Annotated in this window: 20 protein-coding genes; 5 read left to right on the top strand and 15 right to left on the bottom strand. The window is 71.0% G+C overall.

The window, feature by feature from the left end:
* Positions 1-44 precede the first annotated feature (44 nt).
* The gene (locus ACFUN8_RS22575; protein WP_383640478.1) at positions 45-2,171 is read right to left on the bottom strand and encodes a type IIA DNA topoisomerase subunit B; all 2,127 of its coding nucleotides are present in this window, start codon (positions 2,169-2,171) and stop codon (positions 45-47) included.
* Positions 2,172-2,602: 431 nt separating this feature from the next.
* Between ACFUN8_RS22575 and ACFUN8_RS22570 the strand changes: the two genes are divergently transcribed.
* Positions 2,603-2,833 (top strand): hypothetical protein, encoded by a 231-nt coding sequence (locus ACFUN8_RS22570; protein ID WP_023538184.1) that lies wholly within the window; start codon positions 2,603-2,605, stop codon positions 2,831-2,833.
* Between the two features lie 124 nt (positions 2,834-2,957).
* On the opposite strand, the gene ACFUN8_RS22565 is transcribed toward ACFUN8_RS22570, so the two are convergent.
* The 7 genes from ACFUN8_RS22565 to ACFUN8_RS22535 all read right to left on the bottom strand — a co-directional run bounded on the left by ACFUN8_RS22565 (position 2,958) and on the right by ACFUN8_RS22535 (position 12,377).
* On the bottom strand, positions 2,958-3,806 hold the full coding sequence (locus tag ACFUN8_RS22565; protein WP_383640475.1) for a S1 family serine peptidase: 849 nt from the start codon (positions 3,804-3,806) through the stop codon (positions 2,958-2,960).
* A gap of 145 nt (positions 3,807-3,951) precedes the next feature.
* Positions 3,952-5,496 carry an RNA polymerase sigma factor gene (locus tag ACFUN8_RS22560; protein WP_383640472.1) on the bottom strand — a complete coding sequence of 515 codons (1,545 nt, stop codon included), beginning with the start codon at positions 5,494-5,496 and terminating at the stop codon, positions 3,952-3,954.
* A gap of 378 nt (positions 5,497-5,874) precedes the next feature.
* Positions 5,875-6,762 (bottom strand): FadR/GntR family transcriptional regulator, encoded by an 888-nt coding sequence (locus ACFUN8_RS22555; protein ID WP_383640469.1) that lies wholly within the window; start codon positions 6,760-6,762, stop codon positions 5,875-5,877.
* Positions 6,763-6,921: 159 nt separating this feature from the next.
* Entirely contained in the window at positions 6,922-8,667 is a 1,746-nt protein-coding gene (locus ACFUN8_RS22550) for an ATP-binding cassette domain-containing protein (protein ID WP_383640467.1), read from the bottom strand.
* Between the two features lie 146 nt (positions 8,668-8,813).
* Positions 8,814-9,578 (bottom strand): NUDIX domain-containing protein, encoded by a 765-nt coding sequence (locus ACFUN8_RS22545; RefSeq protein WP_383640464.1) that lies wholly within the window; start codon positions 9,576-9,578, stop codon positions 8,814-8,816.
* Positions 9,579-9,707: 129 nt separating this feature from the next.
* Positions 9,708-11,099: a DUF4192 domain-containing protein gene (locus ACFUN8_RS22540; RefSeq protein ID WP_383640461.1), complete on the bottom strand. Its 1,392-nt coding sequence runs from the start codon at positions 11,097-11,099 to the stop codon at positions 9,708-9,710.
* A gap of 213 nt (positions 11,100-11,312) precedes the next feature.
* Positions 11,313-12,377 (bottom strand): NAD(+)/NADH kinase, encoded by a 1,065-nt coding sequence (locus ACFUN8_RS22535; protein WP_383640458.1) that lies wholly within the window; start codon positions 12,375-12,377, stop codon positions 11,313-11,315.
* 362 nt (positions 12,378-12,739) lie between these two features.
* Between ACFUN8_RS22535 and ACFUN8_RS22530 the strand changes: the two genes are divergently transcribed.
* Together ACFUN8_RS22530 and ACFUN8_RS22525 are read left to right on the top strand one after the other, a co-directional pair.
* Positions 12,740-14,911: a RecQ family ATP-dependent DNA helicase gene (locus ACFUN8_RS22530; RefSeq protein ID WP_382569149.1), complete on the top strand. Its 2,172-nt coding sequence runs from the start codon at positions 12,740-12,742 to the stop codon at positions 14,909-14,911.
* A 229-nt stretch (positions 14,912-15,140) separates the two neighbouring features.
* Positions 15,141-15,767, top strand: a complete 627-nt coding sequence (locus ACFUN8_RS22525; RefSeq protein ID WP_383640455.1) for a hypothetical protein — start codon at positions 15,141-15,143, stop codon at positions 15,765-15,767.
* Positions 15,768-15,874: 107 nt separating this feature from the next.
* On the opposite strand, the gene ACFUN8_RS22520 is transcribed toward ACFUN8_RS22525, so the two are convergent.
* The 3 genes from ACFUN8_RS22520 to ACFUN8_RS22510 all read right to left on the bottom strand — a co-directional run bounded on the left by ACFUN8_RS22520 (position 15,875) and on the right by ACFUN8_RS22510 (position 18,187).
* Positions 15,875-16,513 (bottom strand): hypothetical protein, encoded by a 639-nt coding sequence (locus ACFUN8_RS22520; RefSeq protein ID WP_383640452.1) that lies wholly within the window; start codon positions 16,511-16,513, stop codon positions 15,875-15,877.
* A 188-nt stretch (positions 16,514-16,701) separates the two neighbouring features.
* Positions 16,702-17,412, bottom strand: coding sequence for a ribonuclease HII (locus ACFUN8_RS22515; protein ID WP_383640449.1), 711 nt, complete (start codon positions 17,410-17,412; stop codon positions 16,702-16,704).
* Positions 17,413-17,560: 148 nt separating this feature from the next.
* On the bottom strand, positions 17,561-18,187 hold the full coding sequence (locus ACFUN8_RS22510; RefSeq protein ID WP_383640447.1) for a TetR/AcrR family transcriptional regulator: 627 nt from the start codon (positions 18,185-18,187) through the stop codon (positions 17,561-17,563).
* 130 nt (positions 18,188-18,317) lie between these two features.
* On the opposite strand from ACFUN8_RS22510, the gene ACFUN8_RS22505 reads away from it, so the two are divergent.
* Entirely contained in the window at positions 18,318-19,871 is a 1,554-nt protein-coding gene (locus ACFUN8_RS22505; RefSeq protein WP_383640444.1) for an MFS transporter, read from the top strand.
* A gap of 150 nt (positions 19,872-20,021) precedes the next feature.
* Here ACFUN8_RS22505 and ACFUN8_RS22500 read toward each other — a convergent pair whose 3' ends face one another.
* The 4 genes from ACFUN8_RS22500 to ACFUN8_RS22485 all read right to left on the bottom strand — a co-directional run bounded on the left by ACFUN8_RS22500 (position 20,022) and on the right by ACFUN8_RS22485 (position 24,418).
* On the bottom strand, positions 20,022-21,854 hold the full coding sequence (locus tag ACFUN8_RS22500) for a DUF4153 domain-containing protein (RefSeq protein WP_383640441.1): 1,833 nt from the start codon (positions 21,852-21,854) through the stop codon (positions 20,022-20,024).
* 264 nt (positions 21,855-22,118) lie between these two features.
* Entirely contained in the window at positions 22,119-23,036 is a 918-nt protein-coding gene (locus ACFUN8_RS22495; protein ID WP_383640438.1) for an ADP-ribosylglycohydrolase family protein, read from the bottom strand.
* A gap of 12 nt (positions 23,037-23,048) precedes the next feature.
* Complete coding sequence (locus tag ACFUN8_RS22490; RefSeq protein ID WP_383640435.1) at positions 23,049-23,708, bottom strand: histidine phosphatase family protein; 660 nt, start codon at positions 23,706-23,708, stop codon at positions 23,049-23,051.
* 104 nt (positions 23,709-23,812) lie between these two features.
* Positions 23,813-24,418: a YdbC family protein gene (locus ACFUN8_RS22485; RefSeq protein WP_382569116.1), complete on the bottom strand. Its 606-nt coding sequence runs from the start codon at positions 24,416-24,418 to the stop codon at positions 23,813-23,815.
* A gap of 191 nt (positions 24,419-24,609) precedes the next feature.
* Here ACFUN8_RS22485 and ACFUN8_RS22480 point away from each other — a divergent pair, with 191 nt between their 5' ends.
* Complete coding sequence (locus ACFUN8_RS22480; protein ID WP_383640432.1) at positions 24,610-25,140, top strand: TerD family protein; 531 nt, start codon at positions 24,610-24,612, stop codon at positions 25,138-25,140.
* The last annotated feature ends 31 nt before the right edge of the window (positions 25,141-25,171 follow it).

Here is a 25,171-nt window from a genome sequence, read left to right as displayed (position 1 = left end):
GGCTCCACCCGTGGGTGGAGCCCGGCGCCGTGTGCCACGTCCGCTCAGACGTCGATCCTGGCGCGGTCCAGCGTCGCGGCCGAGCTGGTGATGAACTCCTTGCGCGGCGCGACCTCGTTGCCCATGAGCAGGTCGAAGACCTGCTCGGAGGATTCGAGGTCGCCGATGTTGATCCGCCGCAGCGTGCGGTGGCGCGGGTCCATCGTGGTCTCGGCCAGCTGGTCGGCGTCCATCTCTCCGAGGCCCTTGTAGCGCTGGATGGAGTCCTTGTAGCGCACGTTCTTGCGCTGGAACTCCAGGAGCGTCTGCCGCAGCTCGTTGTCCGAGTACGTGTAGACGTATTTGTCCTGGCCCTTCTTGGGCTGTACCAGCTCCACCCGGTGCAGGGGCGGAACCGCCGCGAACACCCGGCCCGCCTCCACCATCGGGCGCATGTAGCGCTGGAACAGCGTCAGCAGCAGACAGCGGATGTGGGCCCCGTCGACGTCGGCGTCGACCAGCAGCACGATCTTGCCGTAGCGGGCGGCGTCGATGTCGAACGTCCGGCCCGACCCGGCCCCTATGACCTGGATGATCGCGCCGCACTCGGCGTTCTTCAGCATGTCGGAGACGGACGACTTCTGAACGTTGAGGATCTTGCCGCGGATCGGCAGCAGCGCCTGGAACTCGCTGTTCCGGGCGAGCTTGGCCGTACCGAGCGCCGAGTCGCCCTCGACGATGAACAGCTCGCTGCGCTCGACGTCGTCACTGCGGCAGTCGGCGAGCTTGGCCGGCAGGGAGGAGGTCTCCAGCGCCGTCTTCCTGCGCTGCGCCTCCTTGTGCTGACGCGCGGCGATGCGCGTACGGGCCGCGGCGACGGCCTTCTCCAGCACCGCGCGGGCCTGCGCCTTCGCGTCGCGCTTGGTCGACGTCAGGAACTCCTTGAGCTCCTTGGAGACGACACCGGCGACGATGCGGTTGGCCGCCGACGTACCCAGGATCTCCTTGGTCTGGCCCTCGAACTGCGGTTCGGCGAGACGCACCGTCACCACGGCCGTGAGACCTTCCAGGGCGTCGTCCTTGACGACGTCGTCCTCGGCGACGCGCAGGAGCTTCGACGAGCGCAGCGCCTCGTTGACCGTCTTGGTCACCGCCCGCTCGAAACCCGTCATGTGCGTGCCGCCCTTGGGGGTGGCGATGATGTTGACGTAGGAGCGCATCGTGGTGTCGTACCCGGTGCCCCAGCGCAGCGCGATGTCTACGCCCAGCTCGCGGGTGACCTCGGTGGGCGTCATGTGACCGCGGTCGTCCAGAACGGGCACGGTCTCCTTGAAGACGCCCTGTCCGGTCAGCCGCAGCACGTCGCAGACGGCCTTGTCCTGCGCCAGGTACTCGCAGAACTCGCTGATCCCGCCGTCGTAACGGAACGTCTCCTCGATCGTGCCGTTGCCCTCGCTCTCGCCGGCCGCCCGCTCGTCGCGCACGACGATGGTCAGGCCGGGGACGAGGAAGGCGGTCTGGCGGGCCCGCTGGTGCAGCGTCTCCAGCGAAAGCCTGGCGTCCTTGAGGAAGATCTGCCGGTCGGCCCAGTACCGGGTCCGGGTACCGGTGCGCGCCTTGGGCACCCGCTTGCCCTTGAGCAGGCCGTTCGCCGGGTCGAAGGGGGCGTCGGGGCCCGATTCCGTGAAGATGCCGGGGACGCCGCGGCGGAAGCTGATCGCGTGCGTGGCGCTGTTGCGGTCGACCTCGATGTCCAGCCGGGCGGAGAGCGCGTTCACGACGGAGGCGCCCACGCCGTGCAGACCGCCGGAGGCCGCGTACGAGCCGCCGCCGAACTTTCCGCCCGCGTGCAGCTTGGTCATCACGACCTCGATGCCGGAGAGGCCGGTCTTGGGCTCGACGTCGACGGGGATGCCCCGGCCGTTGTCCCTGACCTCGACGGAGCCGTCCTCGTGGAGGGTGACGTCGATACGGTCGCAGTAGCCGCCCAGGGCCTCGTCGACGGAGTTGTCGATGATCTCCCAGAGGCAGTGCATCAGGCCGCGGCTGTCGGTCGACCCGATGTACATACCGGGCCGCTTCCGGACCGCTTCGAGCCCCTCAAGGACGAGCAGGTGCCGCGCGGTGTAGTTGGAACCGTCACGGTCTGCTGTCAGCAGCGCACTGGACGGCACGGACGTCTCGGCGGTCACGCGGTTCGCTCCTCGCTGAATTTGAAATGTGGCCCAGTGGGTAAGGGCCCGGCATCGGTCGCCGCTCAGAGGGTACAGAGCCCTGGTAGAGCCGTTGTAGCGCCACCCTATTGAATTCTCATGCTAACCGAGGCTCGTATGAGTGTTCGATCGCTCGATGGAGTGAAGCACACATCACGTTCCCTTCCAGGCATGAACCATTTAGGCTCCGGGCACGTCCTCATGAACGACCGGCAAGCCAGCCGGGAGGATCGACCCTGACAAGCAACGCGAAACCGTAAAGCGAAGCAATACGGCTCATTCGCCGCCAACCGGCAGCAGACAGCCGCCTCGGGAAGAAGTTTCGAGGAAAGGCCGCGAGCGGGAACGTTTTCGGCCTGGTTGGATGTTGACCCTGGTACGACAGCTCGTCGAGCTAGAGAAGAGGCGACGTGACTACTGTTCTGACCCCCGCGAGCCCGCTGACGGCCGCTGACCGCTGCGACCGCTGCGGCGCCCAGGCATATCTGCGCGTCGTCCTGACCAGCGGTGGTGAACTGCTCTTCTGCGCCCACCACGGACGCAAGTTCGAGCCGGAACTCAAGAAGATCGCCGCGGAAATACAGGATGAGACCGACCGACTGACGGCCGTGCAGGCCGCCGCCGGTGAAGAGGAACACTGATACCTCGCATCCACGACGAGCCAAGGGCCGATCCAGGACCGGCCGACGGGCCACCACCCCAGCAGTACCGGGATGGTGGCCCGTTCTCGTTGCCCGCGTGCGGTGCGCCCGCCGGGCGGTGCTCTCAGCCCGTGCGCCGCGCCCCGGTGGCCGCCGCCACCTCGTCGACCGCCGAGGTGATCCGCGTATAGACCCCCGGACTCCCGGCCCGCCCGCAGCCGCTCCCCCACGAGACCAGCCCGATGAGCCGCCCACGGGCCACCAGCGGCCCGCCGCTGTCGCCCTGGCAGGCGTCGTGCCCGCCCTGGGGATCGCCGGCGCAGAGCATCGTGGAGGCCGCGTAGCGGCCCCCTGAGCCCCCCGGGTAGGCCCGTTCGCATTCGGAGTCCGCCAGGACCGTCACAGGGGCGGAGCGGAGCGCGGAGGCGTACTTGCCCTGTCCGGTGGTGTCGCCCCAGCCGTACACCTTCGCCGGGGTGCCCGCAGCCAGTGCCTCCGTGCCGGGATCCGCCGGCCGGACGGCGTAGCGCGCGGGCAGCGCCTGCGCCAGCGTCAGGACCGCGAGGTCGGAGACGTGGGTCGTCGGCTCGTACGCCGGGTCGATCCGGACGGCGGCGACCCGGACCTCCTTGCCGCCCTCCCCGGTCAGCTGCTCCCGGCCCGCGATGACCCGCAGGTCCGTCACGTCCTCGGGCTTCACCCCGAGCACGTCCCGGCCCATGCAGTGCGCGGCCGTGAGCACCTTCGTCGGCGCCACCACCACGCCGCCGCAGAACTGGCCCGCCCGGGCGTCCCCGAAACGTTCACGGCTGGACAGAGCCACGACCCAGGGACTCTCCTCGGCCGGCGCCGGCTCCCCGCCCACGACCACCCGGTCCGCGGCGGCCGGGACGGGGGACACGAGCGGCAGCACCGCCCCCGCGGCGATCGTGGCCAGTCCTCCCGTGAGCACTCGGGCAATAGGGCGACGCATACTGGCTCCTGACTCTCCGGTGACACCTACTGACACAGAGTCACCCATTGAGCCGACAAACGCATCCCCGCAACGCCTGAGGGCCCGCATCCCGGTCGGGATGGCGGGCCCTCAGGAGGGGCTGTGCCGTGGACGGAAAAGCGGCCTAGTCCAGGTAGTCGCGCAGAACCTGCGAACGCGACGGGTGGCGGAGCTTGGACATCGTCTTGGACTCGATCTGACGAATGCGCTCACGCGTCACGCCGTAGACCTTGCCGATCTCGTCCAGCGTCTTGGGCTGGCCGTCGGTGAGACCGAAGCGCATGGAGACGACGCCGGCCTCACGCTCGGAGAGCGTGTCGAGCACCGAGTGCAGCTGCTCCTGGAGAAGCGTGAAGCTGACCGCGTCGGCCGGGACGACCGCCTCGGAGTCCTCGATGAGGTCACCGAACTCGCTGTCCCCGTCCTCGCCCAGCGGGGTGTGCAGCGAAATCGGCTCGCGACCGTACTTCTGGACCTCGATGACCTTCTCGGGGGTCATGTCGAGTTCCTTGGCCAGCTCCTCCGGGGTGGGCTCACGGCCCAGGTCCTGGAGCATCTGGCGCTGCACGCGCGCGAGCTTGTTGATGACCTCGACCATGTGCACCGGGATACGGATGGTGCGGGCCTGGTCGGCCATGGCGCGGGTGATCGCCTGGCGGATCCACCAGGTGGCGTACGTGGAGAACTTGTAGCCCTTGGTGTAGTCGAACTTCTCGACCGCGCGGATCAGACCCAGGTTGCCCTCCTGGATCAGGTCCAGGAAGAGCATGCCGCGGCCGGTGTAGCGCTTGGCCAGCGAGACCACCAGGCGGAGGTTGGCCTCCAGCAGGTGGTTCTTGGCGCGGCGCCCGTCCTCGGCGATGATCTCCAGCTCGCGCTTGAGCTTGGGGGCGAGCTTGTCGGCGTTCGCCAGCTTGTCCTCGGCGAACAGGCCCGCCTCGATGCGCTTGGCGAGCTCGACCTCCTGCTCGGCGTTGAGGAGCGGGACCTTGCCGATCTGCTTGAGGTAGTCCTTGACCGGGTCGGCGGTGGCACCCGCGACGGCGACCTGCTGGGCCGGCGCGTCGTCCTCGTCGTCGTCGGAGAGGACGAAGCCCTTGTTCTCGCCCTCGGTCTCCTCCTCCTCGCCCTTGCCTGCCTGGACCTCCTCGGCGCTCTCCTCGCCGTCGGCCTCGTCGGCGTCCTTCTTGCCGGCGGTCTTCTTCGCCGCGACCTTCTTGACGGCGGTCTTCTTCGCCGCCGCCTTCTTGGCCACGGTCTTCTTCGCCGCCGCCTTCTTGGCGGGCGCGGCCGTCTCGTCGGCGGGAGTCTCGACGGTCTCGGCGGCCGGGGCGGCGGTGGCCGCGACGGTCTTCGTATGAACGGTCTTGGCGGCGACTGTCTTGGTGGCGGTGCGCTTCGCCGGGCTCTTCGCAGCGACGCTCTTGCGGGCGCGCTTCGGCGACTCCGCGGCACTGACCATCAGCGTCACACCCTCTTCCTCGAGGATCTGGTTGAGGCTGCGCAGAACATTCTTCCACTGGGTTGGCGGAATCTGGTCAGCCTCGAAGGCCCGACGCACGTCGTCGCCGGCGATCTGCCCATCAGCCTTTCCCCGCTCGATGAGCGCCATCACAGACTCGGACTCGGCGATCTCCGGCGGGAGCGTACGGGATGTGCTGGCCGACACGAACAACCTCTCGGAACGATGGAAACGGCTTCCGGCTCCCCCCAGGATCGGGGCGGAACCGACGACCGTCGACTGGGGATGTGCCGACGGCGCGGGCTGGACCTCGGAGCTGGATACAGCGCCACTCCTCGTGGCGCTATTCCCTCCGTGGCTGTCACCTCTTAGGTCATCGCCCTGCCTCGTGGAGTGTTACGCCCAATCCACGTGGCCCGAGTCACACCTCATTTGCGGCAAAGCAGCCAGAAGGGTTTTATCGCGCATTCGTGCCGCCGGGCCCGGGGGTCCGGCGGCACGTGACGCGCACGCCCCTGTCCGTCCTGACCTTCGTCTTTCTGCTCGGCACCGCGGGAACTCGCCTTCAGTACCCCGGTTGAGCCCTCAGTGCTCGCGGGGCGCGGGAACGACGCGTTCCACTTCCGGGTGGACCATCAGAAGCTGCCGCATGGCGGATTCGGCCGCCTGGGCGTCGCCGGCCGCCAGGGCCTCGACGATCCGCGCGTGGTGCGCCAGCGACGCGTCGGTGGGACGGTCACAGCCGGTGACAGGGCCGCCGGAGACCTGGAGGGCCGCCGAGACGATCCCCGACAGGTGCTCCAGCATCCGGTTGCCCGCGAGCTGGATCAGCAGGGAGTGGAACTCGGCGTCGGCGCGGGAGAACGTGATCGAGTCACCCTGGGCGATGGCGTGCCCCATGATCTCGACCATGTCGGCCAGCCGCTGCTGGACGTCCTCACGGCCGTGGCCGGCGGCGAGGCGCGCGGCGAGGGGCTCGATCGTCCAGCGCAGCTCGCTCAGCTCACGGCGCTGGTCGTCACGCTGCGGGCCGAACGCCCGCCATTCGATGATGTCGGCGTCCAGCAGATTCCAGTCACTGACCGGCCGGACCCGGGTGCCGACATTGGGGCGGGCGCTGACGAGGCCCTTGGCCTCAAGGACGCGCAGCGACTCGCGGACCACCGTGCGGGAGACCTCGAAGCGCTGGCCGATCTCCTCCGGTACGAGCGGCCGGTCGGCGCCCAGGTCGCCCGAGACGATCATCTGGCCGAGCTGCTGGACGAGTTGGCCGTGCAGTCCACGGCCCCGGCTGCCCGCCGAGCGCCGGCCCACCCGGCCCAACTCGTTGTCCGCGCCGTCCCAAGCAGGGGCGGCGATGCGGTCGGCGCCGGGCGCCTCCGCGTAGGGGTAGCGGTCGATTCCGCCCGGGGCCGCGAGGCCGGGGTCGACGGAGCGGGCGGCGGTCATCATGGTGTGCGCAAGGGTACTCACGCATCCTTTGTCGGCTCTGCTCGTCGGCCCCTTGAGGTCTTTGGTGAAAAGCACACGAAAGGGTGATCGGCGCCCGCCCTTCGATTGACGACTTATCGTAAAGAAGCGGGCGCAATCGGGGAGTTATCGGCAGGTGTGACAGCTCCGGTCGCCCAGCGATCACCAACGGGCCCTGCGGCGAAGGCTCGTGAACAGATACGCGCAGAGCAGGGCGGACAGCGACAGCGTCAACGCCGCCCCGACGGGCTGGGCGAGCACCCGACCGGTCGCCACCAGCCAGCGGTCGGCGGCCTCCGGCCATTGCGGCCAGGCCAGTTCGCGCAGCCTGGCCGGCAGTCCGACGATCGAACGCGCTGACGGAACCGCGAGCCCCTTCTCCAGGAGGGGGACGACGACGACCGGTACGGCGAGGACGGCGGCGACCCCCGCGCCGGTGACCCGGAAGATGCCGGCGCCCAGCAGACCCGCCCAGGCGCAGCCGACGGTCAGTCCGGCCCAACTGGCCACGAGCGCGGGCCAGTCCGGGGGCACCACGTCCGTGCCGCCGCCGTAAACCAGCCGCATCGCCTGCGAGTCGACGGTGATGGTGAGCGCCGCGAGCAGCAGGGCCGCCGTGCCGGTGACGGTGAGTTTGGCCAGCAGCAGGCCGAGGCGCCGCGGGACGGTGCCCCGTCCGGCGGCGAGCGCGGGATAGCGGTACTCGTCGCCGAAGGCGAACGCGCCGAGCAGACCGGCGCCGAGGGCGGCGGGCGGCAGCGGGAGGAATCCGGGCCAGGCCGCGAGGAGGCCGGGCAGCGGGGTGTTTCCGGTGCGGGCGAGCGGCAGGGTCAGCGCGACGGAGGCGACCAGGACGGCGATCGCGACCAGCCAGGGGGTCCGTACGCCGAGGAAGCGGCGGAGCTCGTAGCGGAACGGACGCAGGGGGCTGCGCACGGGCCGCGCGGCCAGTGGGGGCGGCAGGAGGTCGGCGTCGGGTCGCCGGGGGGCCTGTCGCGCCTCTGAGGGCGGTGACGGGTCCACGGAGGGCGTTGGGCCGGTGTCTCCGGTCTCGTCGGCGAGTTGGTGGACGAGGATGCCGTGCCGGAAGGCCGTCTCGCCCAACTCGGCGCAGTTGCTGCCGAAGACGGTGAGCCGCCCACCCGTCTCGGTGACGACCTCGACGGAACGGCGGTCCGCGCGCGCCTCGCGGCTGACGGCGTCGGCGAGGCGGGCCGCGTGCGGGGTACGGATGACGACGCGTGGGCGCAGCCGGGTCCGCGCGAAGTCGGCGGCGTCCTGGTCGGCGACGAGCCGGCCCTCGTGGACGGTGATGACGCGATCGGCGGTGCGGGCCGCCTCCTTGGGATCACTGGTGGTGTAGAGAACGGTGCCGCCGTGCGCCGCGTGCGCCCGGAGCAGTCCGTGCAGCCAGCTGTTCTCGCGGGGCGAGAGACCGGCGGCCGGTTCGTCGAGGACGAGTGTGTGCGGGTCGCCCAACAGGGCGGCGGCGAGGCCGAGTCTGCGGTCCATGCCGAGGGAGAGGGTGCCGAGCGGTTCGTCGCGCAGGGCGCCGATGCCGACCAGGTCGAGCAGGGCGTCGGCACGCGCCGCGGGCACGCCCGCGGCGGCGCAGAGCATGCGGAGCTGCCCTCTGGTGGTACGCGCGGGGTGCCCCGGTACGTCGCCGAGCAGGACACCGACCTCACGGGCGGGGTGGGCGATGCGGTGGAGCGGCCGACCGCGGAAGTAGGTGATTCCCCGGCCGGTTTCGAGTTCGAGCATCAGTCGCAGGGTGGTGGTCTTTCCCGCGCCCTCGGCGCCGAGCAGCGCGGTGACGCCACCGGTCCGGGCCTCGAAGGTCAGATCGTCCACGGCGGGCGGGAGGTCGCGGTGGGGGCTGCTGGTGAGTCCGATGGCCTGGAGCATCGCTTCTCTCCCGGGGAGGTGAGACCGCTAGGCCCTGTCCGGCGGCGGCAGTATGGATACCGCAGCAAGATAACGCGACATGTCCGACTTGTGGCGCAGGGTTGCGCGTACGGATGCCCGGGTCCCGTCCGGTGGATCTCCGGGAGTCAGGCCTCGGGGCGGAGCATCGGCGGGTTGAGGATCGTGGCACCGCCCGCGCGGAACAGCTGGGCGGGCCGCCCGCCCTGCCGTGTGGTGGTGCCGCCCGACGGCACGAGGAAGCCGGGGGTGCCGGTGACCTTGCGATGGAAGTTGCGGGGATCGAGCGCGACGCCCCACACCGCCTCGTACACCCGCCGCAGCTCGCCGACAGTGAACTCCGGCGGACAGAAGGCGGTGGCCAGGGAGGAGTACTCGATCTTGGAACGGGCCCGCTCCACCCCGTCCCCGAGGATGCGCGCGTGGTCGAACGCGAGCGGCGCGGGCTGCTCGCCGTCCCGGCCGAAGCCGCTCTCGTAGTCCAGCAGGGCGTCCACGGGGGCCCAGCGGGCGCTGTTGGCGTCGCCGCCCGCGCGGGGCGCGGGAAGGTCGGGCGCGAGCGCGAGATGAGCCACGCTGACGACCCTCATCCGGGGGTCGCGCGCCGGGTCGCCGTAGGTCGCGAGCTGTTCGAGATGGGCGCCGTTCGCGGGAGCGGGCGACGCCGGGTCGTGCGCGCACAGCCCTGTCTCCTCGGCCAGCTCGCGCGCCGCCGCCGCACCGAGATCCTCGTCGCCCTTGACGAAGCCGCCGGGCAGCGCCCAGCGCCCCTGGAAGGGCGTCTCACCGCGCCGCACGACCAACGCGCACAGGGCGTGGCGGCGCACAGTGAGCACGACCAGGTCGACGGTGACTGCGAACGCGGGGTAAGCCGACGGGTCGTAGGGCGACATGCCGGTGATCTTAGTCGTCTGCCTGACGATAAACATCCGTTCCGCTCAGGTCCGGCGACTTCTTCCCCGCCCCGCCTTTCGACCCTCGCCCGAAGGGAGGTGCGTCGTCCCGCCCCCGCCCCTCGGCTCTCACTTGCCGCCCTTCGTGGCGCGCTGACCGCTCCGGTCCTGGGCCCGACCGCGCGCCGCCGGCGATCCCGGACGGGACCTCGGCGACGGCACCGTCCTGGGCGCGGCCTTCTTGATCGTCGCCTTCTTGACCGTCGCTTTCTTCACCACCCTCTTGATCTTCATCGACTTCTTGACCTGCTGCGTCGTCGACCGCCGCACCGGGCCGGGCTGTGGGCTCCCGGCGGCGACGCGCTCGCCGCGCATACAGCGCCGGAGGGTCTCCGGGTCGAGCCCCTCGTTGAAGGCCTGGTGCAGGAGTTGGGCGAAGGTGTACGTGGGGTCGAGACGCAGGGCGAGTCCGAGCGCGACCCGGGCCGCCGGCTCGTCGCCGGAGGACCAGGCGACCCAGCCCGCCAGGGTGAGCGGGGCGACCGCGTGTTCGGCGTAAGAGCCCACACAGCGACGGGCCAGGGCCCGCCAGAGCCGTAGTGCCGGTTCGGCGTCGGAACCCTCCATCCACTGGGCCGCCCGGTCGCGGGTCTCCCGGTCCTGAAGGCCGATGATGACCGCCGCCGCCTCGTCATCGGCGATGAGCCGGTCGTCGGCGATGTCCGTGCCGGAGTCGATGGCCTCGCCGACCGGCCCGCGCTCTCCCCGGCGCGGCTGCGTGGGCGGTGTCTGCGCCAGGCGGTTCATCAGATCCCGGGCGGCGCTGAGCGTCGACGCCCCGACCTGCTCGCGGTTACCACCGCCCAGAATCCTGGGCACCAGAGCGCCGGCGGCCTCGTCCAGCGCCTGTTCCTGCTTCGCCGCCCTCTCGGCGGAACCGCGCCAGGGCTCCAGCCGTGCCTCCATCTCCCGCAGGGATCCACGCACTTGGATCCCCGCGTAGGCGGAGGCGGCGGCCATGACGGATGTGCCGGGCAGGGCCAGCGGAGTGCCCTCGGGCGGGCAGCAGCGCGTGTCCGGGCAGCAGTAGGACCAGAAACGGCCGTCGGAGATGCAGAGCACCTCGCGCACGGGAATGTCGAGGCGGCCGAAGCCCGTGCGGATCAGCTGCGCGAACGGTTGCAGTCGGTCACGCACGCCGCGGCCCGTGCCCCCGTTCTCCGGGTCCTGGCAGAGGAAGGCGACGATGCCGTCCGGACGGGAGCCACGACGCTCGCTCCCTTCCACCAGGCACGCGGCCAGTTGCTCGGAGACGGGCGCCCACTCGCGGGGCGAGCCCGGGATGCCGAGCCTCAGCCGCCCTCCGAAGCGGCCTTCCTCGCCGTGCAGCGCGACGAGGACCACGGAGTCGGAAGGGTGAAAGCCCATCAGAAAAGGGAGGGCGTCGGCGAGTTCGGCGGGGCTGCGCAGGGTGACCTGCTGCTCGTCGGCGGGACGGGTCGGTTCGCTGTGCTTGTTCATGTCTCGACGGTCCCGCGGAACCCGAAATCCCGCGACCCCTGTGGATAACGTTATCCACAGGCCAGTTCCGGCCAGAGCCAGCATCATCGGCTGCCACCGCCGAGGAAGTCCGAGCGAAGGTGGGGCTCCACGGCGCCGCGCGCGGGTGCGGAAGTCGCACGGCTGGTGCCACCGGGTTCCTGAGAGAGACGCACCCGCCCGGTACGCCCGGGTTCAGCGGGCCGCGGAGGGCGGTGGCAGCCGCATGTGCGCGAGGTCGGGCGGGATCGGGGTGTCGGGGCGGAAGAACGGCGCGGCTTCGCCGTCGGGCTTGGTGGCGGGTGCGTCGGCGAGACGGAAGCGGTCGCGCAACCGGCCGTAGAAGTCGGTCGGGTGCAGGCGGATGAGCCGTACGCGGTGCCGGGCCCGGAAGACGCCGATCCAGTCCCCCGGGTCGAGGACCCCGCTCAGCTGGCCGTCGATACTGACGGCGGCCTGCCCCGAGTGCGGCAGCACACGGAGGGCGACGGGTTCGTCCGGCGCCGCCACGACGGTGCGGTTGAAGGTCATGTGCGGGGCGATCGGGGTGAAGACGACCGCGTCCATGTGCGGGGAGAGAACAGGCCCGCCGGCCGCGAAGCTGTACGCCGTGGATCCGGTGGGGGTGGCCACGGCGAGGGCGTCGGCCGCGTACGAGGCGAGCAGGCTGCCCGCCAGATAGACGCCGACGGCGACCTGGTGGTCGCGGGCGAGCTTCTCCAGGACGATGTCGTTCAGGGCGATCACGTCCAGAGCCAGGCCCCAGCCCGCCCCTTCGGTGGTCGCCGGCCTGGCCTGTGGTGGCGGCAGGGCGGGTCCTCGGCCGTAGCGGAGCAGGCCCTCCATCTCCTCGGGGATCTCCAGGGCCCGGGAGGCGCGCATGGTCAGCGTCATACGTTCTTCGACGACGGCATGCCCGTGATGTACGGCGTCCAGTGCCTGGGTCACATCGCCGGCGGGTACCTCGGTGAGGAAGCCGACCTTGCCCAGGTCCACTCCCAGCACACTCGCACCGCAGTTCACCGCGATCCGCGCCCCGCGGAGAAAGGTGCCGTCTCCGCCGAGCGTCACCACGAGGTCCGGGTCGCCGGCCGCTTCGGCTTCCTCACGGCCACCGCGGCGGTGCCGCTCCTTCGCCCAGACGTCGATCTCGGTGCAGCGGATACGGTGTGCGTCGCACCAGGTGTGCACCGCGCGCGCGACGTCCAGGGCGGCGGGGCGCCCCTGGTGGACGATCAGTCCGATGCGTCGTACGGGCATGGCAACCTCCGGATCCGCGCGAACTCCGGATCCACATAGCGAGAATGCATCGCCCACAAGCTAACCGCCGGTGGTGGCGAGATCCGGGAGCAGCGCGACTGTTTCAGCCTGCCGCTTCCGCCTGGTGGACCCGAGCCGCCGGTGCCGGTCACCGTCCACCGTGAAGGCCGCGAACTGGTCACTCTCCGCCGAGAGCTGACCTGCCGCTCATCGGCCTCATCGGCGGGACGAGGCGTTTCGCCATCCGGTCATGGCTCCACCGTCCCGCGGGAGCCGAAATCCCGCGACCCCTGTGGATAACGTTATCCACAGGCCGGGTCCGGCATTCGCGCTTTGTCCGAGCCATCAGGTTGCATGGGGGCATGACCAACGCAGAACGCGCAGCTCTCCGGGCCTCGGCCGACTCCGTCCTCGCCCGTCTTGTCGGTGACGCCACCGGCGCTGCCCGCCTGCGCGAGGACCAGTGGCGGGCCATCGAGGCGCTCGTCGCCGACAAACGCAGAGCTTTGGTCGTGCAGCGGACGGGCTGGGGCAAGTCCGCGGTGTATTTCGTCGCGACATCCCTGCTCCGCGCCCAGGGCAGCGGCCCGACCGTGATCGTCTCCCCGCTGCTGGCGCTCATGCGCAACCAGGTGGAGGCCGCCGCCCGCGCCGGAATCAGCGCGCGCACGATCAATTCGTCCAACTCCGAGGAGTGGGACACGATTCAGGCCGAGGTGGCGGCCGGCGAGGTCGACGTGCTGCTGGTCAGTCCCGAGCGGCTCAACAATCCCGACTTCCGCGATCAGGTCCTGCCCGCCCTGTCGGCGGCCACCGGCCTGCTGGTGGTGGACGAGGCCCACTGCATCTCCGACTGGGGCCACGACTTCCGCCCCGACTACCGGCGCCTGCGCACGATGCTCGCCGAGCTGCCCTCCGGCGTCCCGGTGCTGGCCACCACCGCCACGGCGAACGCGCGAGTGACGGCCGACGTCGCCGAGCAGCTGGGCACGGGAGCGGGCACGGACGCGCTCGTGCTGCGCGGAGCACTGGACAGGGAGAGCCTGAGCCTCAACGTGCTCAGGCTCCCGGACGCCGCGCACCGCCTGGCCTGGCTCGCCGATCATCTGGTCGACCTTCCGGGTTCCGGGATCATCTACACCCTCACCGTCGCGGCGGCCGAGGAAGTCACCGCCTATCTGCGCCAGTGCGGTCACACCGTCACGTCGTACACGGGCCGCACGGAGAACGCGGACCGGCAGCAGGCCGAGGAAGACCTGCTCGCCAACCGCGTCAAGGCGCTGGTCGCCACGTCCGCGCTGGGCATGGGGTTCGACAAGCCCGACCTCGGCTTCGTCGTCCACCTCGGCTCCCCCTCCTCCCCCATCGCCTACTACCAGCAAGTGGGCCGCGCCGGGCGTGGAGTCGAGCACGCCGAGGTGCTGCTCCTTCCCGGCAAGGAGGACGAGGCCATCTGGCAGTACTTCGCGTCGGTCGCCTTCCCGCCGGAGGAGCTGGTCCGGCGCACCCTCGACGTCCTGGCGCAGGCGGACAGGCCCCTCTCGCTGCCCGCTCTCGAACCGCTGGTCGAGCTGCGGCGCACACGGCTGGAGACGATGCTCAAGGTGCTCGACGTGGACGGCGCGGTGCACCGGGTCAAGGGCGGCTGGACCAGCACCGGACAGCCCTGGGTGTACGACGCGGAGCGATACGCGTGGGTGGCGCGCCAGCGCCAGACCGAGCAGCAGGCCATGCGGGACTACGCGACGACGACGGCCTGCCGCATGGAGTTCCTGCGGCTCCAGCTGGACGACGAGGAGGCCGCGCCCTGCGGGCGGTGTGACAACTGCGCGGGGGCGCGGTTCACGGACAAGGTCTCCGGCGGCGCCCTGGACGCCGCCCGGGGCGAGTTGGGCAGGCCCGGGGTGGACGTGGAGCCGCGCAAGATGTGGCCGACCGGGCTGACGGCCGTCGGCATCGACCTGCGGGGCCGTGTTCCCGCCGGTGAGCGCAGTTTTCCGGGCCGGGCGCTCGGCCGGCTGTCCGACATCGGCTGGGGCAACAGGCTGCGGCCGATGCTGGCGCCGCAGTCGCCCGACGGCCCCGTCCCCGACGACGTGGTGGACGCCGTGGTGAGTGTCCTCGCCGACTGGGCGAAGGGGCCCGGCGGTTGGGCGTCCGGGCTGGACGACGCACCACCGCGCCCGGTGGGTGTCGTGACCATCGCCTCACGGAGCAAGCCGCAGCTCGTGGGGTCACTGGGCGGCCGGATCTCCGAGGTGGGCCGAATGCCGCTGCTGGGCACGGTGGAGTACGCGCCGGGCGCCGAGGGGGCCCGTATCTCCCGTACCAACAGCGCCCAGCGGGTACGGGCGCTGCACGAAGCGTTCACCGTGTCACCGGAGTTGGCCGAGGCCCTGACCTCGGCGGCTGGTCCCGTCCTGCTCGTCGACGATCTCTCCGACAGCGGCTGGACATTGGCCGTGGCCACCCGACTGCTGCGCAGGGCCGGAGCCGACGGCGTGTTCCCCCTGGTCCTCGCCGTTCAGACGTGACCACGTATCAGAGGGGCCCCGAATGGGCAGGATCACGGCAGGGATATGAGCGCCATTCCCGCTCATTCCGGTCAGCAGCGCCAATTGCTCGTTGCCGCCTGCCCCAGTGCCCGCAAGAATTGGAGATGCCCCCCGCACGGTCGGACCGTTCGCGGTCCGGACGGACTGTGCCCCGGCGCGCCTCACCCGACCCTGCCCGCACTGTGGGCGCGTATGCGAAGGGAGGAACGTGACCTTCGGATTCGCTCCGTCCGCAGCCTCATCGATCACGACAGCCGATTCCGTCACCCGCCTCGCCAGGATGCTCGAGCCCGCCGAATGGGCGGCCGCCGGCATACCCCTGCTCAGTAACCCCCGCGAGGTCGTCAGCGGTCTGCACTCCCGGCATCGGCCGACCCCGGCGACCGCCGTCGTCGCCGTCCTGGACCACGAGGAACGTCTCGCCGCCAGCGCTTCGTTCGCCCCACGGGCGGCGCCGGTCGACGGCTGGGAGTTCCGCAACGCCCTGCTGGCGCATCTGCGCCGGGTCATCCCGCACGATCTGCGCCGCCGTACGCCGGTGCGCACCGCCGTACTCCTCTACTGCCGCGACGGCGACGAGCGCTGGACGGAGGAGGACGGGGCCTGGATGTGGGGGCTGCGGGACGCCTGCACACTGCACGGTCTGCGCTGCGGCGCGTACATCACCTTGACGCGTGGCGGCTGGCAGGTGTTGGGCGAGGGCCGGGGCGGCCGCCGGCCCAACTCCGAGTCGGCGCCCGAAAGTCTCGCCGAGACGGTGTCCGACCCCGCCCCCTCACCCCTGCGGTCCGGGGGCGGCGGGGTGGAAGCGCTGCGGCGCGCGGCGGCCCGCTGACCCGTCGTGTCCGCGGAGTTCGGCCCGGCCGCCCACGCGGGGCAGCCGGGTCATGAGCGGCCGGGACCAGGACCGGGGTCCTGGCCCACCACTCGGTGAAATCCGGGTCAGACGCCCGCGCCGAGCACGGAGTTGACCCGCTGCGGGTCACCGCACACGACGAGCAGCGCGACGGCCCGCTCCCGCGCCGTCGGCAGTACCCGCTCGACGGTGTCGTCGTCGCCGTTGAGCGCGACGACGACCACGGGGCGCGCCTTCGCGCGGTCCACGGCCGAGGCGTCGGCGAAGAACACGTCCTCGCCCGTGTCGTGCTGCTCCCAGTAGGAGTTCTCACCGAAGGACAGTTCGTGCGTGGCCCACGGGTGCTGTTCGCCCGTGGTGAGCACGAGGATGTCGCCCGGCGCGCGACCGGAGTCCAGCAGCAGGTCGACCGCCTCCTCGGCGGCGTCCAACGCACCGTCCACCGAGGCGGGGATCAGCTGGATCTGAGGGACGGAACGGGTCTCCTCCGGGGCCTCGACGGGCCGTTCGGCGGGGACCTGCGAGCGCTCCGACGGCTCGGGCCTCGCGGGACCGCGACCCGGATGTCCGGGGCGTGGTGTGGCCGCGGACCGCGGCCCGGGAACGGGACGGGGACGCGGACCGGGTACAGGACGGGGGGTCGACGCGGTACGGCCGGTGGCCGGAGTGGCGCGGGGACCCTGGGCGCTCTCGTGAATCTGAGGCTCCTCGGGGATGAGAGGCATGAGTGGATGTCTATCAAACGCCGACGCGCAAGTCACCGGCGGGTGGGCACATCTGTGCCATTTGTTTCGCTTGGCGAGTACGGCCGGGGCGGTGCGCGGGCCGTATCCGCCGGAACCGGCGAGGCCGGTCACGTCGGACCGTTCGGAACAGGTCGCTCCGGGGCGGTCGTTCGGTCAGGTCGTTCGGATCAGAAGTCGAAGCCGAGCTGGCCCTCGCTCTCCAGCAGCTCCGCCTGGGCGGAGATACGGACCTTCTTGAGATGGCGCCACCGCGGCAGCGCGTCGAGATAGGACCACGAGAGCCTGTGGTGCGAGGTCGGCCCCCGTTCCGCCAGCGCCGCCTTGTGCACCGGCGAGGGGTATCCCGCGTTGGCGTGGAAGGCGAAACCGTCGCACTCCTCGGACGTGGTGCCCAGTTCGGCCATCATCGCGTCCCTGCGCACCTTGGCGAGCACCGAGGCGGCGGCCACCGAGACACAGGAGATGTCGCCCTTGATGACCGTCCTGACCCGCCAGGGCTTGCCGAGGTAGTCGTGCTTGCCGTCGAGGATCACGGCGTCGGGCCGCACCGGCAGCGCGTCCAGGGCCCGTTCGGCGGCGAGACGGAGTGCCGCGGTCATCCCGAGGTCGTCGATCTCCTCCGGCGAGGCGTGTCCTATGGCGTGCGAGATCACCCACGACTCGAGCTCCAGCGCCATCTCGGCACGGCGCTTGGGGGTGATCAGCTTGGAGTCGGTGAGTCCGACGGGGGCCCTGCGCAGACCCGTGACGGCCGCGCAGACCGTCACCGGACCCGCCCACGCACCGCGTCCGACCTCGTCGACACCAGCGATGATCTTGGCACCGGTGGTGGCGCGGAGCGATCGCTCTACGGCGTGGGTGGGTGGTTCGTACGGCATGGCGCAGCCAAGGTTACGCCGCCGCTCCCGCGCGCGACACCCCGGGCTCCCCCGGCCGGACGCGACGCCCGGCGCCACCCGTCGCCGCGACGCGCCGTAAGCCCCAACACGCCGCCGGCGTAAGGCCGTCCGCCGCCGGTCCCCGCCGTCAGTCCGAGGGCGGCCGGAGCATCGGCAGCACGACCTGATCGATGAGCTGAGCGATCTCCTCGTCGGGCCATTCGCTGTCGCGCACCTTCGACCGGTACATCAGCAACGCCGGGATGACGTCGAAGACGAGCGAGCCGGTGGCGTCGGGCCGCACGTCACCACGCCGGATACCCCGGTGCACGACCTCGCCGAACAGGTTGGCCGACGGCTCGATCACGCCGCTCATGATCAGCGCCTGGAAACGCCCGGAGGACGACTTGTCGCATTCGTGCAGGACCGCACGGAGCGCCCATCCGGGCCGGGAGTACATCGCGTCCCGGACCAGCCGGGTCAACGCGTAGAGGTCGTCGCGGACTCCACCGAGATCGGGCGCGTCGTCGAGCGAGGGGAGCCCCGCCGCCAGCGCGTCGGCGACGAGATCCTCCTTGGAAGGCCAGCGCCGGTAGACCGCGGCCTTGCCGGTCTGCGCCTCCGCGGCGACGCCCTCCATCGTCAGGCCGTTCCAGCCCACCGTGCTCAATTGCTCCAACGCGGCGTCGAGGATCGCGCGTTCCAGCACCGGCCCGCGACGTCGCGGCACCACCGTCCGCGACCGAGCGGTGGCCGCCGAGCGTGAAGTAACCATCAGCAAGTTCTCCATCGGGCAAAGATTCAGTCGGCAGCCACAGTGAACGGTTGCGTTCACTGACGGGGACTCACTACCGTGGACGACACAGTGAACGCATCCGTTCACTAATTCACTTGGGGGACCCGTAGTGACAACCTCTCAACTGGAAGCGGCACGCGAACCGGGTGCGGCTCGCCGCGAGGGACGGCCCGGCATCGCGCTGACCGTCATCGCGGCCTGTCAACTCATGGTCGTACTCGACGCGACAATTGTGAACATCGCGCTCCCGCACATCCAGGATGCCCTCAGTTTCTCCACCACGGACCTCTCCTGGGTGCTGAGCGCGTACACGCTCACCTTCGGCGGCCTGCTGCTGCTCGGTGGCCGCGCGGGCGACATCCTCGGCCGCCGCCGCGTCTTCATGGCCGGCATCCTGCTCTTCACCTTCGCCTCGCTCCTGGGTGGTTTCGCACAGGAGCCCTGGCAGCTCCTCGCCGCCCGAGCGCTCCAGGGGGTCGGCGGGGCCATCGCCTCACCCACCTCGCTCGCCCTCATCACCACGACGTTCCCCGAGGGACCCGCGCGGAACAGGGCGTTCGGAGTCTTCGCCGCCGTCTCGGCGGGCGGTGGCGCGATCGGTCTGCTGGCCGGCGGGATGCTCACCGAATGGCTCGACTGGCGCTGGGTGTTCTTCGTCAATGTGCCGATCGGCGTGCTGATCGCCGTCCTGGCACCGATGTACATCAGCGAGTCCAAGCGCCACCCCGGCCGCTTCGACCTCTCCGGCGCCGCGACGTCCACCCTGGGCATGGCCTCGCTCGTCTACGGATTCATCCGGGCCTCGGAGGAGGGCTGGCGCGACCCGCTCACCGTCGGATCGTTCGCGGCGGCCGTCATCCTGCTCGCCGCCTTCGCCCTCGTCGAGTCGCGGGCGAAGGAACCGATCATTCCGCTCAGGATGTTCGCCGACCGGAACAGGTCGGGCACCTACGTCATCATGCTGAGCCTGGCCGCTGCCATGTTCGGGATGTTCTTCTTCATCGTGCTGTTCGTGCAGAACGTGCTCGACTACAGCCCCATCCAGTCCGGCCTCGCGTTCCTGCCCGTGACCCTCGCGATCGGCCTGGGAGCGGGGATCTCGCAGCGGCTGTTGCCGGTGCTCGGCCCGAAGCCGTTCATGGTCGTCGGCTCGACCACCACGGGCCTGGGACTCGTCTGGCTGACGCTGATCAGCTCGGACAGCTCGTATCTGAGCGGTGTGCTCGGCCCGATGGTGATCTTCGGCTTCGGCATGGGGCTCAACTTCGTCACCCTCACACTGACGGCCGTCTCCGGGGTCGCCCAGCACGAGGCGGGCGCCGCGTCGGGACTCCTCAACGCGAGCCAGCAGGTGGGCGGTTCGCTGGGGCTGTCCATCCTGGTCACGGTCTTCGGTACGGCCAGCCGCAACGAGGCCGAGAAGCAACTGCCCTCCTTCATGGCGCAGGCGTCACCGGCCGAGAAGGCACAGTTCGCCACGACCCACGAGATGCCGGGGCGTTGGGGCCACGAGGTGCTGACGCAGGGCATCTCGACCGCCTTCACGGCAGCCGTGGGCATGGTGATCCTGGCACTGCTGACGGCGACGCTGGTGGTACGCGTGCGCAAGAGCGACCTGGAGGCGCTCAGCGGCAAGGCGAGCGCGGCCGGGCCTGGGGCGTAGACGCGTACGGGACGTCCCCGGGGGAGGACGTCCCGTACGTAGGAGGTGGAGACGTACGGGAGGCGGAGACGTACACCCGGACCGGCCGACCCGGGCGGGAAGGGGCGGGAAGGGGCGGGAAGGGGCGGGACAGCCTGGGCGGGACGTGCGTCAGTAGCCGTCGCCGGTGCGCCCCTCGTCGTACGGGTCGCGCTCGCCGCCCGAATCGTTACGCAGGTTCATCGACGAGCACTCCTCCCACTGAGGATCGATCGGACGCTTGTCGAGGATGTCCCTCGCCTTCGACTCACCCCAACTGGTCGCGTACCACGGTTCGTCCGAGTCGCCCAGATCCCGCTCGATGCCCTCCAGGGCGCAGGAGCGCAACGGCTCGGGAAGCGTGTCGAGTGCCGGTACGGCGTCGGCGGAGAGCTGCTGGAAGTAGTTGATGTCGATCTTGTCGGAGGTCCGGTAGCGCTCGACGTTCCGCTCCGCGACGAGCGCGTCCGGCGAGATCAGACCGAAGATCAGCACGCCCGCCGCACCGCTGACGGCCACGGCGCGCGGCAGCCAGCGCCCGCCGAACACGCCGGCGGCCATGATCAGGACGATCACGATCCCGAGCCACAGCTCCATCGCCGCCACCGAGACACGCAGCCGGGTCAGCCCGTACGCGTCCACGTACAGGTCCATACGGCGCAGCGCGGACGCGACGACGACCAGCGTCAGGACGCAGAGAACACCGAGCACGGCGCTCACGAGCGTGCGGTCCCGGGCGCCGTCGCGCGGCGCCCAGCGCCGCGCGAGACCGATCACGACCAGGGTGAGGAGGGTGGCACCGAGGAGCTGCCAGAAGCCTTGTGTTGCGTACTCGGAGTACGTCAGACCGGTCTCGCTCAGGACCTTGTCGTAACCGCCGAACAGCACGGTCAGCTGAACCCCGATGAACACGGCGAAGAGCAGGTTGAGCACGATCAGCGGCAGCGCCCACTCGACGCGGCCGCGCGCGGCGCCGGGCCGTACCGTGATCCGGTCCCAGTGCAGCGGCGCCGCCGCCGTGTGCGCGGCGGCGAGTGCCCCGACGAGGCCGAGCACGAAGAGCACCGTGCGCCACGGTCCGTCGGCGACCGAGACGTCGGGCGTCAGAGTGCCCAGCAGATCGGCGAAGGCGGCGTCGGCGCTCGCGAAGAGCGCGCCGAACACGATCAGCAGTACGGCGGCGACCGCCGCCGTACGGAGGACGGGTGCCCAGCGCCCGCGTGAGCCCTCGGCGCGCTCGCGCACACCTTTCAGACCCCAGAACACGCCGGTGCCGAGCGAACCGAACAGCCCCAACGGGCCGAGAATGACGCCGAGCCAGGTGCGGCAGCCGTGCAGGGCGAGCGAACCGAGCGCCAGCGCGGATGTCACGGCGAGGAACGTCGGCCAGCCCGCGTCGCGCAGGGCGGGGACGGAGAGCGACGCGACGCCGCCGACGGCCCAGACCAGGGTCCACGGGCGCGGTCGCCGTCCGGCGTCACGCGCGGCGAAGTACGCGGCGAGCGCGGCGGGCACGGTCACGATCAGCAGGTTGAGCCCGAGTCCGTCGCCGAGCAGCAGTGCGCTGAGCAGGCCGGTGACGGCGACGCACCACAAGGTGGCGACGCTGATGCGCGCCGGCTCGTCGGAGCCGATCTCACCGATCCAGGCGGGAGGATCGTGCTGCGGCTGCTGCCACTGCCGCCAGTCGGTCGGTATCGGCTCCCGCGGTCGACGTCGGGTGTGCGCCGGTGCGGGCCGGTGGGCCGCCGGGCGCGTCTGCCCCGCCCCTCCGGCGCGCGCCTGGGCACCCGTGTGCGCGGGAACTCCCGCAGGCGTCGGTACGGCGCTCGACTGCGGCACCGCGTCCTGGACGTCCCGCTCCGCGGCGGCTTCCCGCGGTGACCTCGGCTCCGGATCCCCGTCCGGTGCCGATGCCGGTATCCGTTCCGGTTCCTCGTTCGAATTCGACGGCGTGTCTGACACGAGCCCCCCTCACCGCCCGGTGCCATGCGCACGGCAACAGGTCGGCGCTGGATCCCGGGCTCACGTAGGCGCACGCCCGTCGATGATCAACGAGGCGGCATGGGGCGAGGCTAGCGCCGTGCGGCGGGAGCGCTTCCGCCGGAGCGAGTCTGTGGCGGGACCGTGACAGTAGCGGCGGGCGCGCCTCCTCAAGAGGCGCGCGGGAGTGACTCCTCAGAAGGAGAGCGACGTCTCGGAGGGTGGCGGCGCCACACCCCTACGTCCCTACCGCTGGCCGGCCGGCAGCCAGTCGGGCAGTGCCTCCGTCTGCTCCACCCATGGCGCCGGGGGTGCCCCGGCGCTCACCGCGGCCACCACTCCCCCGACGATGGCGCAGTTGGTATCGACGTCGCCGCCCACCTGCGCCGTGTTCCAGAACGCCTGCTCGAAGTCGCCGAGCGAACGGGCCGCCGACCAGAGCGCGAACGGGACGGTGTCATGCGCCGTCGTACGCCGTCCGCTGCCGAGCACCGCGGCGACCGTGCCGGCGTCGTCGTAGTCGAGCATGTCCCGCGCCCGGCGCAGCCCGGCTCCCACGGCGCTGCGGGGCACGAGCGCGACGACTCCGTCGAGCAGGTCCTTCGGGGCGGGCGGTCCGGCCGAGCCCGCGGCGATGGCGGTCGCGGCGGCCACCGCCATCGCGCCCGCCACGGCCTCACGGTGCTGATGGGTCGTGTACGCGGAGATCTCGGCCTGGTGCGTGGCCTGCTCGGGGTCGTCCGCGTACCAGGCACCGAGCGGTGCGATACGCATGGCGGCTCCGTTGCCCCAGGAGCCCTGGCCGTTGAAGAGTCCCGCGGCCAGCTCCCGCCAGTGGCCGCCTTCCCGGACCAGCCGGAGCATGCGGTTCACCGCGGGGCCGTAACCGCGGTCGAAGTCGTGGTGCGTGGCGAAGGAGTGGGCGAGGGCGTCCTGGTCGACGCGTCCGTGGACGGCGAGGACGGCCAGGACCGAGGTGGCCATCTCGGTGTCGTCCGTCCACTGCCACGGGCCGGGCGGCAGTTCGCGCCGCTTCAGCAGCGGATAGTTCACGGGGACGAAGAACTGTGAGCCGAGCGCGTCTCCTACGGACAGCCCGCGCAGGCTGGCCAGGGCGCGCCGGAAGCGCGGGTCGGACGGAGGGGGTGTGGTGTCAGCGGTCATCGCCCCCTCACCCTAACCGGTGATGCCGTACGGCTCCGGGGTGCGCCAGCGCTCGAACGGCCGGTCCAGCCTGTACCGGCCGTCGTCGCCGAGCAGCAGTGTCCGGGACTCCCCGTTGCAGGGGTTGGACAGCGACTCGAACTCGGCGACGGACCAGTGGAACCAGCGCATGCAGAAAAGTCGCATGGTCAGGCCGTGGGTGATCAGCAGCACGTTCGCGGGATGGTCGGCCGCCTCGAAGCTCCGGTGCAGACTCTCCAGAAAGGCGCCGACCCGGTCGTACACGTCGGCGCCGGACTCGCCCTGGGCGAAGCGGTAGAAGAAGTGCCCGTAGGCGTCGCGGTACTCCTTCTGGAGGCGTACGTCCTCGTGGTCCTGCCAGTTGCCCCAGTCCTGTTCGCGCAGGCGGGGCTCCTCGCGTACCCGCACCAGCTCCGGGTCGAGGCCGAAGGCGCGGAACGTCTCGTGGGTGCGGCGGTACGGCGACACGTATACGCTCACGCGCTCGCGGCCGAACACCTCGCGCAGTCGTGCGCCCGTCTCCTCGGCCTGGCGCCGGCCGGTCTCGGTGAGCCCCAGGGCATGGTCGGGCTCACGTTCGTACACCGTGTCGTCGGCGTTGCCCTCCGACTCGCCGTGCCGGACTAGGACGATGCGTCGCGGTCTCACCATGGGTCGACCCTAGATCGCGCGGCTCCGGACCGGGCGGCGGCCCCCGGCGTCGCGCCGTACGCCTCCCGATCGACGCGCCCTCACACGCCCTGTCACCCGCTCCGTCACACCGTCCAGCCCGGTTCGAGCTGGACGACGTCGCCCGCCAGCGCCGCCACGTCCGCGGCGGTCTGCGCGCGCAGCGAGAGCCGTTCCACACGCTCGATCCGGTACTTGCCGTGCTCGGCGGCCGACTGCCACATCGAGAGCACCAGGAACTCGTTGCCCGGCGCGTCCCCGAACACTCCGCGTACCATCCCCGGCGAACCGGCCATCGCCGGATTCCACACCTTCTCCTGCATCAGCGCGAAGTGCTCGGCGCGGTCCTCGTGCACCTTGCAGTGCGCGACCCGCACCACGTCGGCGTCGGTGAACCTCGGCTCGAAACCCGTCTTCACATCGAAGCGGTAGTCGAAAAGCTTGGCCTGGGCGTCCCTGAACGTGCCCGACTGCGCGGCGGCCAGCCGGTCGTGGGAGCGCGCCATGAAGGAGTCGTAGAAGGCCCGGCTCTCCCAGAACGCGAAGACGTGCGCCACACCCGGCCGCCCCCTGCTCCACCCCCCGCCCTGTCCCCGGAATCCCGGCTCACCGAGCAGCCCCGCCCATTTCCGCTGCCCCCGTTCGAAACCACGTCGGTCCGTCACCGTGCAGCGAATCCACTTGACCAGCACCGCGCCATCGTACGGGGCCGAACGTGGCCCAGGTCACGCTCCGGGCAGCCTGCTCAGAGCCGTTCCTCCGGGAGGGGATTCGTGGCGAGTCATGGCCAAGTGACGTGCAACTGGCCGGTACCGGCGGTGTGTTGTCGGTCGCGCGGACTAGCCTTGTGTACAGAGGTATTGGACGTACGGAGGGATGACCGGTGAGCAGCAGTCTCAACAGGGGCGTCGAAAAGGTCGAGGTCACCCTCAAATGGGATCCGAGCCCGCTGGGCCGGCCGCCGCACGACCTGGACATCGTGGCCGCGACGTACACCTCGGACGCGCCCGGCGACCGGCCGACGTATCTGGTGCACTTCGACAGCCGCTCTCCCGACGGGACGATCATCCTGGAGAGGGAGAGCCGCACGGGCCAGGGATTCGGCTCCGACGAGGTGATGACACTGGAGCTCGACCGGCTGGGCTCGGACTATGTGCGCGTGGTGGTGGGGGTCGTCATCCAGCAGCGCGAGGGCCGCAGGACGTTCGCCGACATATCGGGGCCGGGCGTCCGTGTGCTCGAGGGTCTCGCGGAGCTGACGGCGAGCGACTTCGCCGAGGTCCCGGGGGCGACGGCGGCGACGATCGCCGAGTTCACCAGGGACGAGTCGGGTACGTGGGACTTCCGCCCGGTGCTCCGGGGCTTCGACGCCGCCGACCCGCAGGAGTTCACGGAGCAGATGGGCGGGGTGTGACGACGACGGCCCACCGGGCCGTCTGAAACGG

It is taken from the genome of Streptomyces sp. NPDC057307 (assembly GCF_042667665.1).
Taxonomy (GTDB): Bacteria; Actinomycetota; Actinomycetes; order Streptomycetales; family Streptomycetaceae; genus Streptomyces.
The sequence above is the reverse complement of the archived record's forward strand: the minus strand, read 5'-3'. Positions and strand labels throughout refer to the sequence as shown.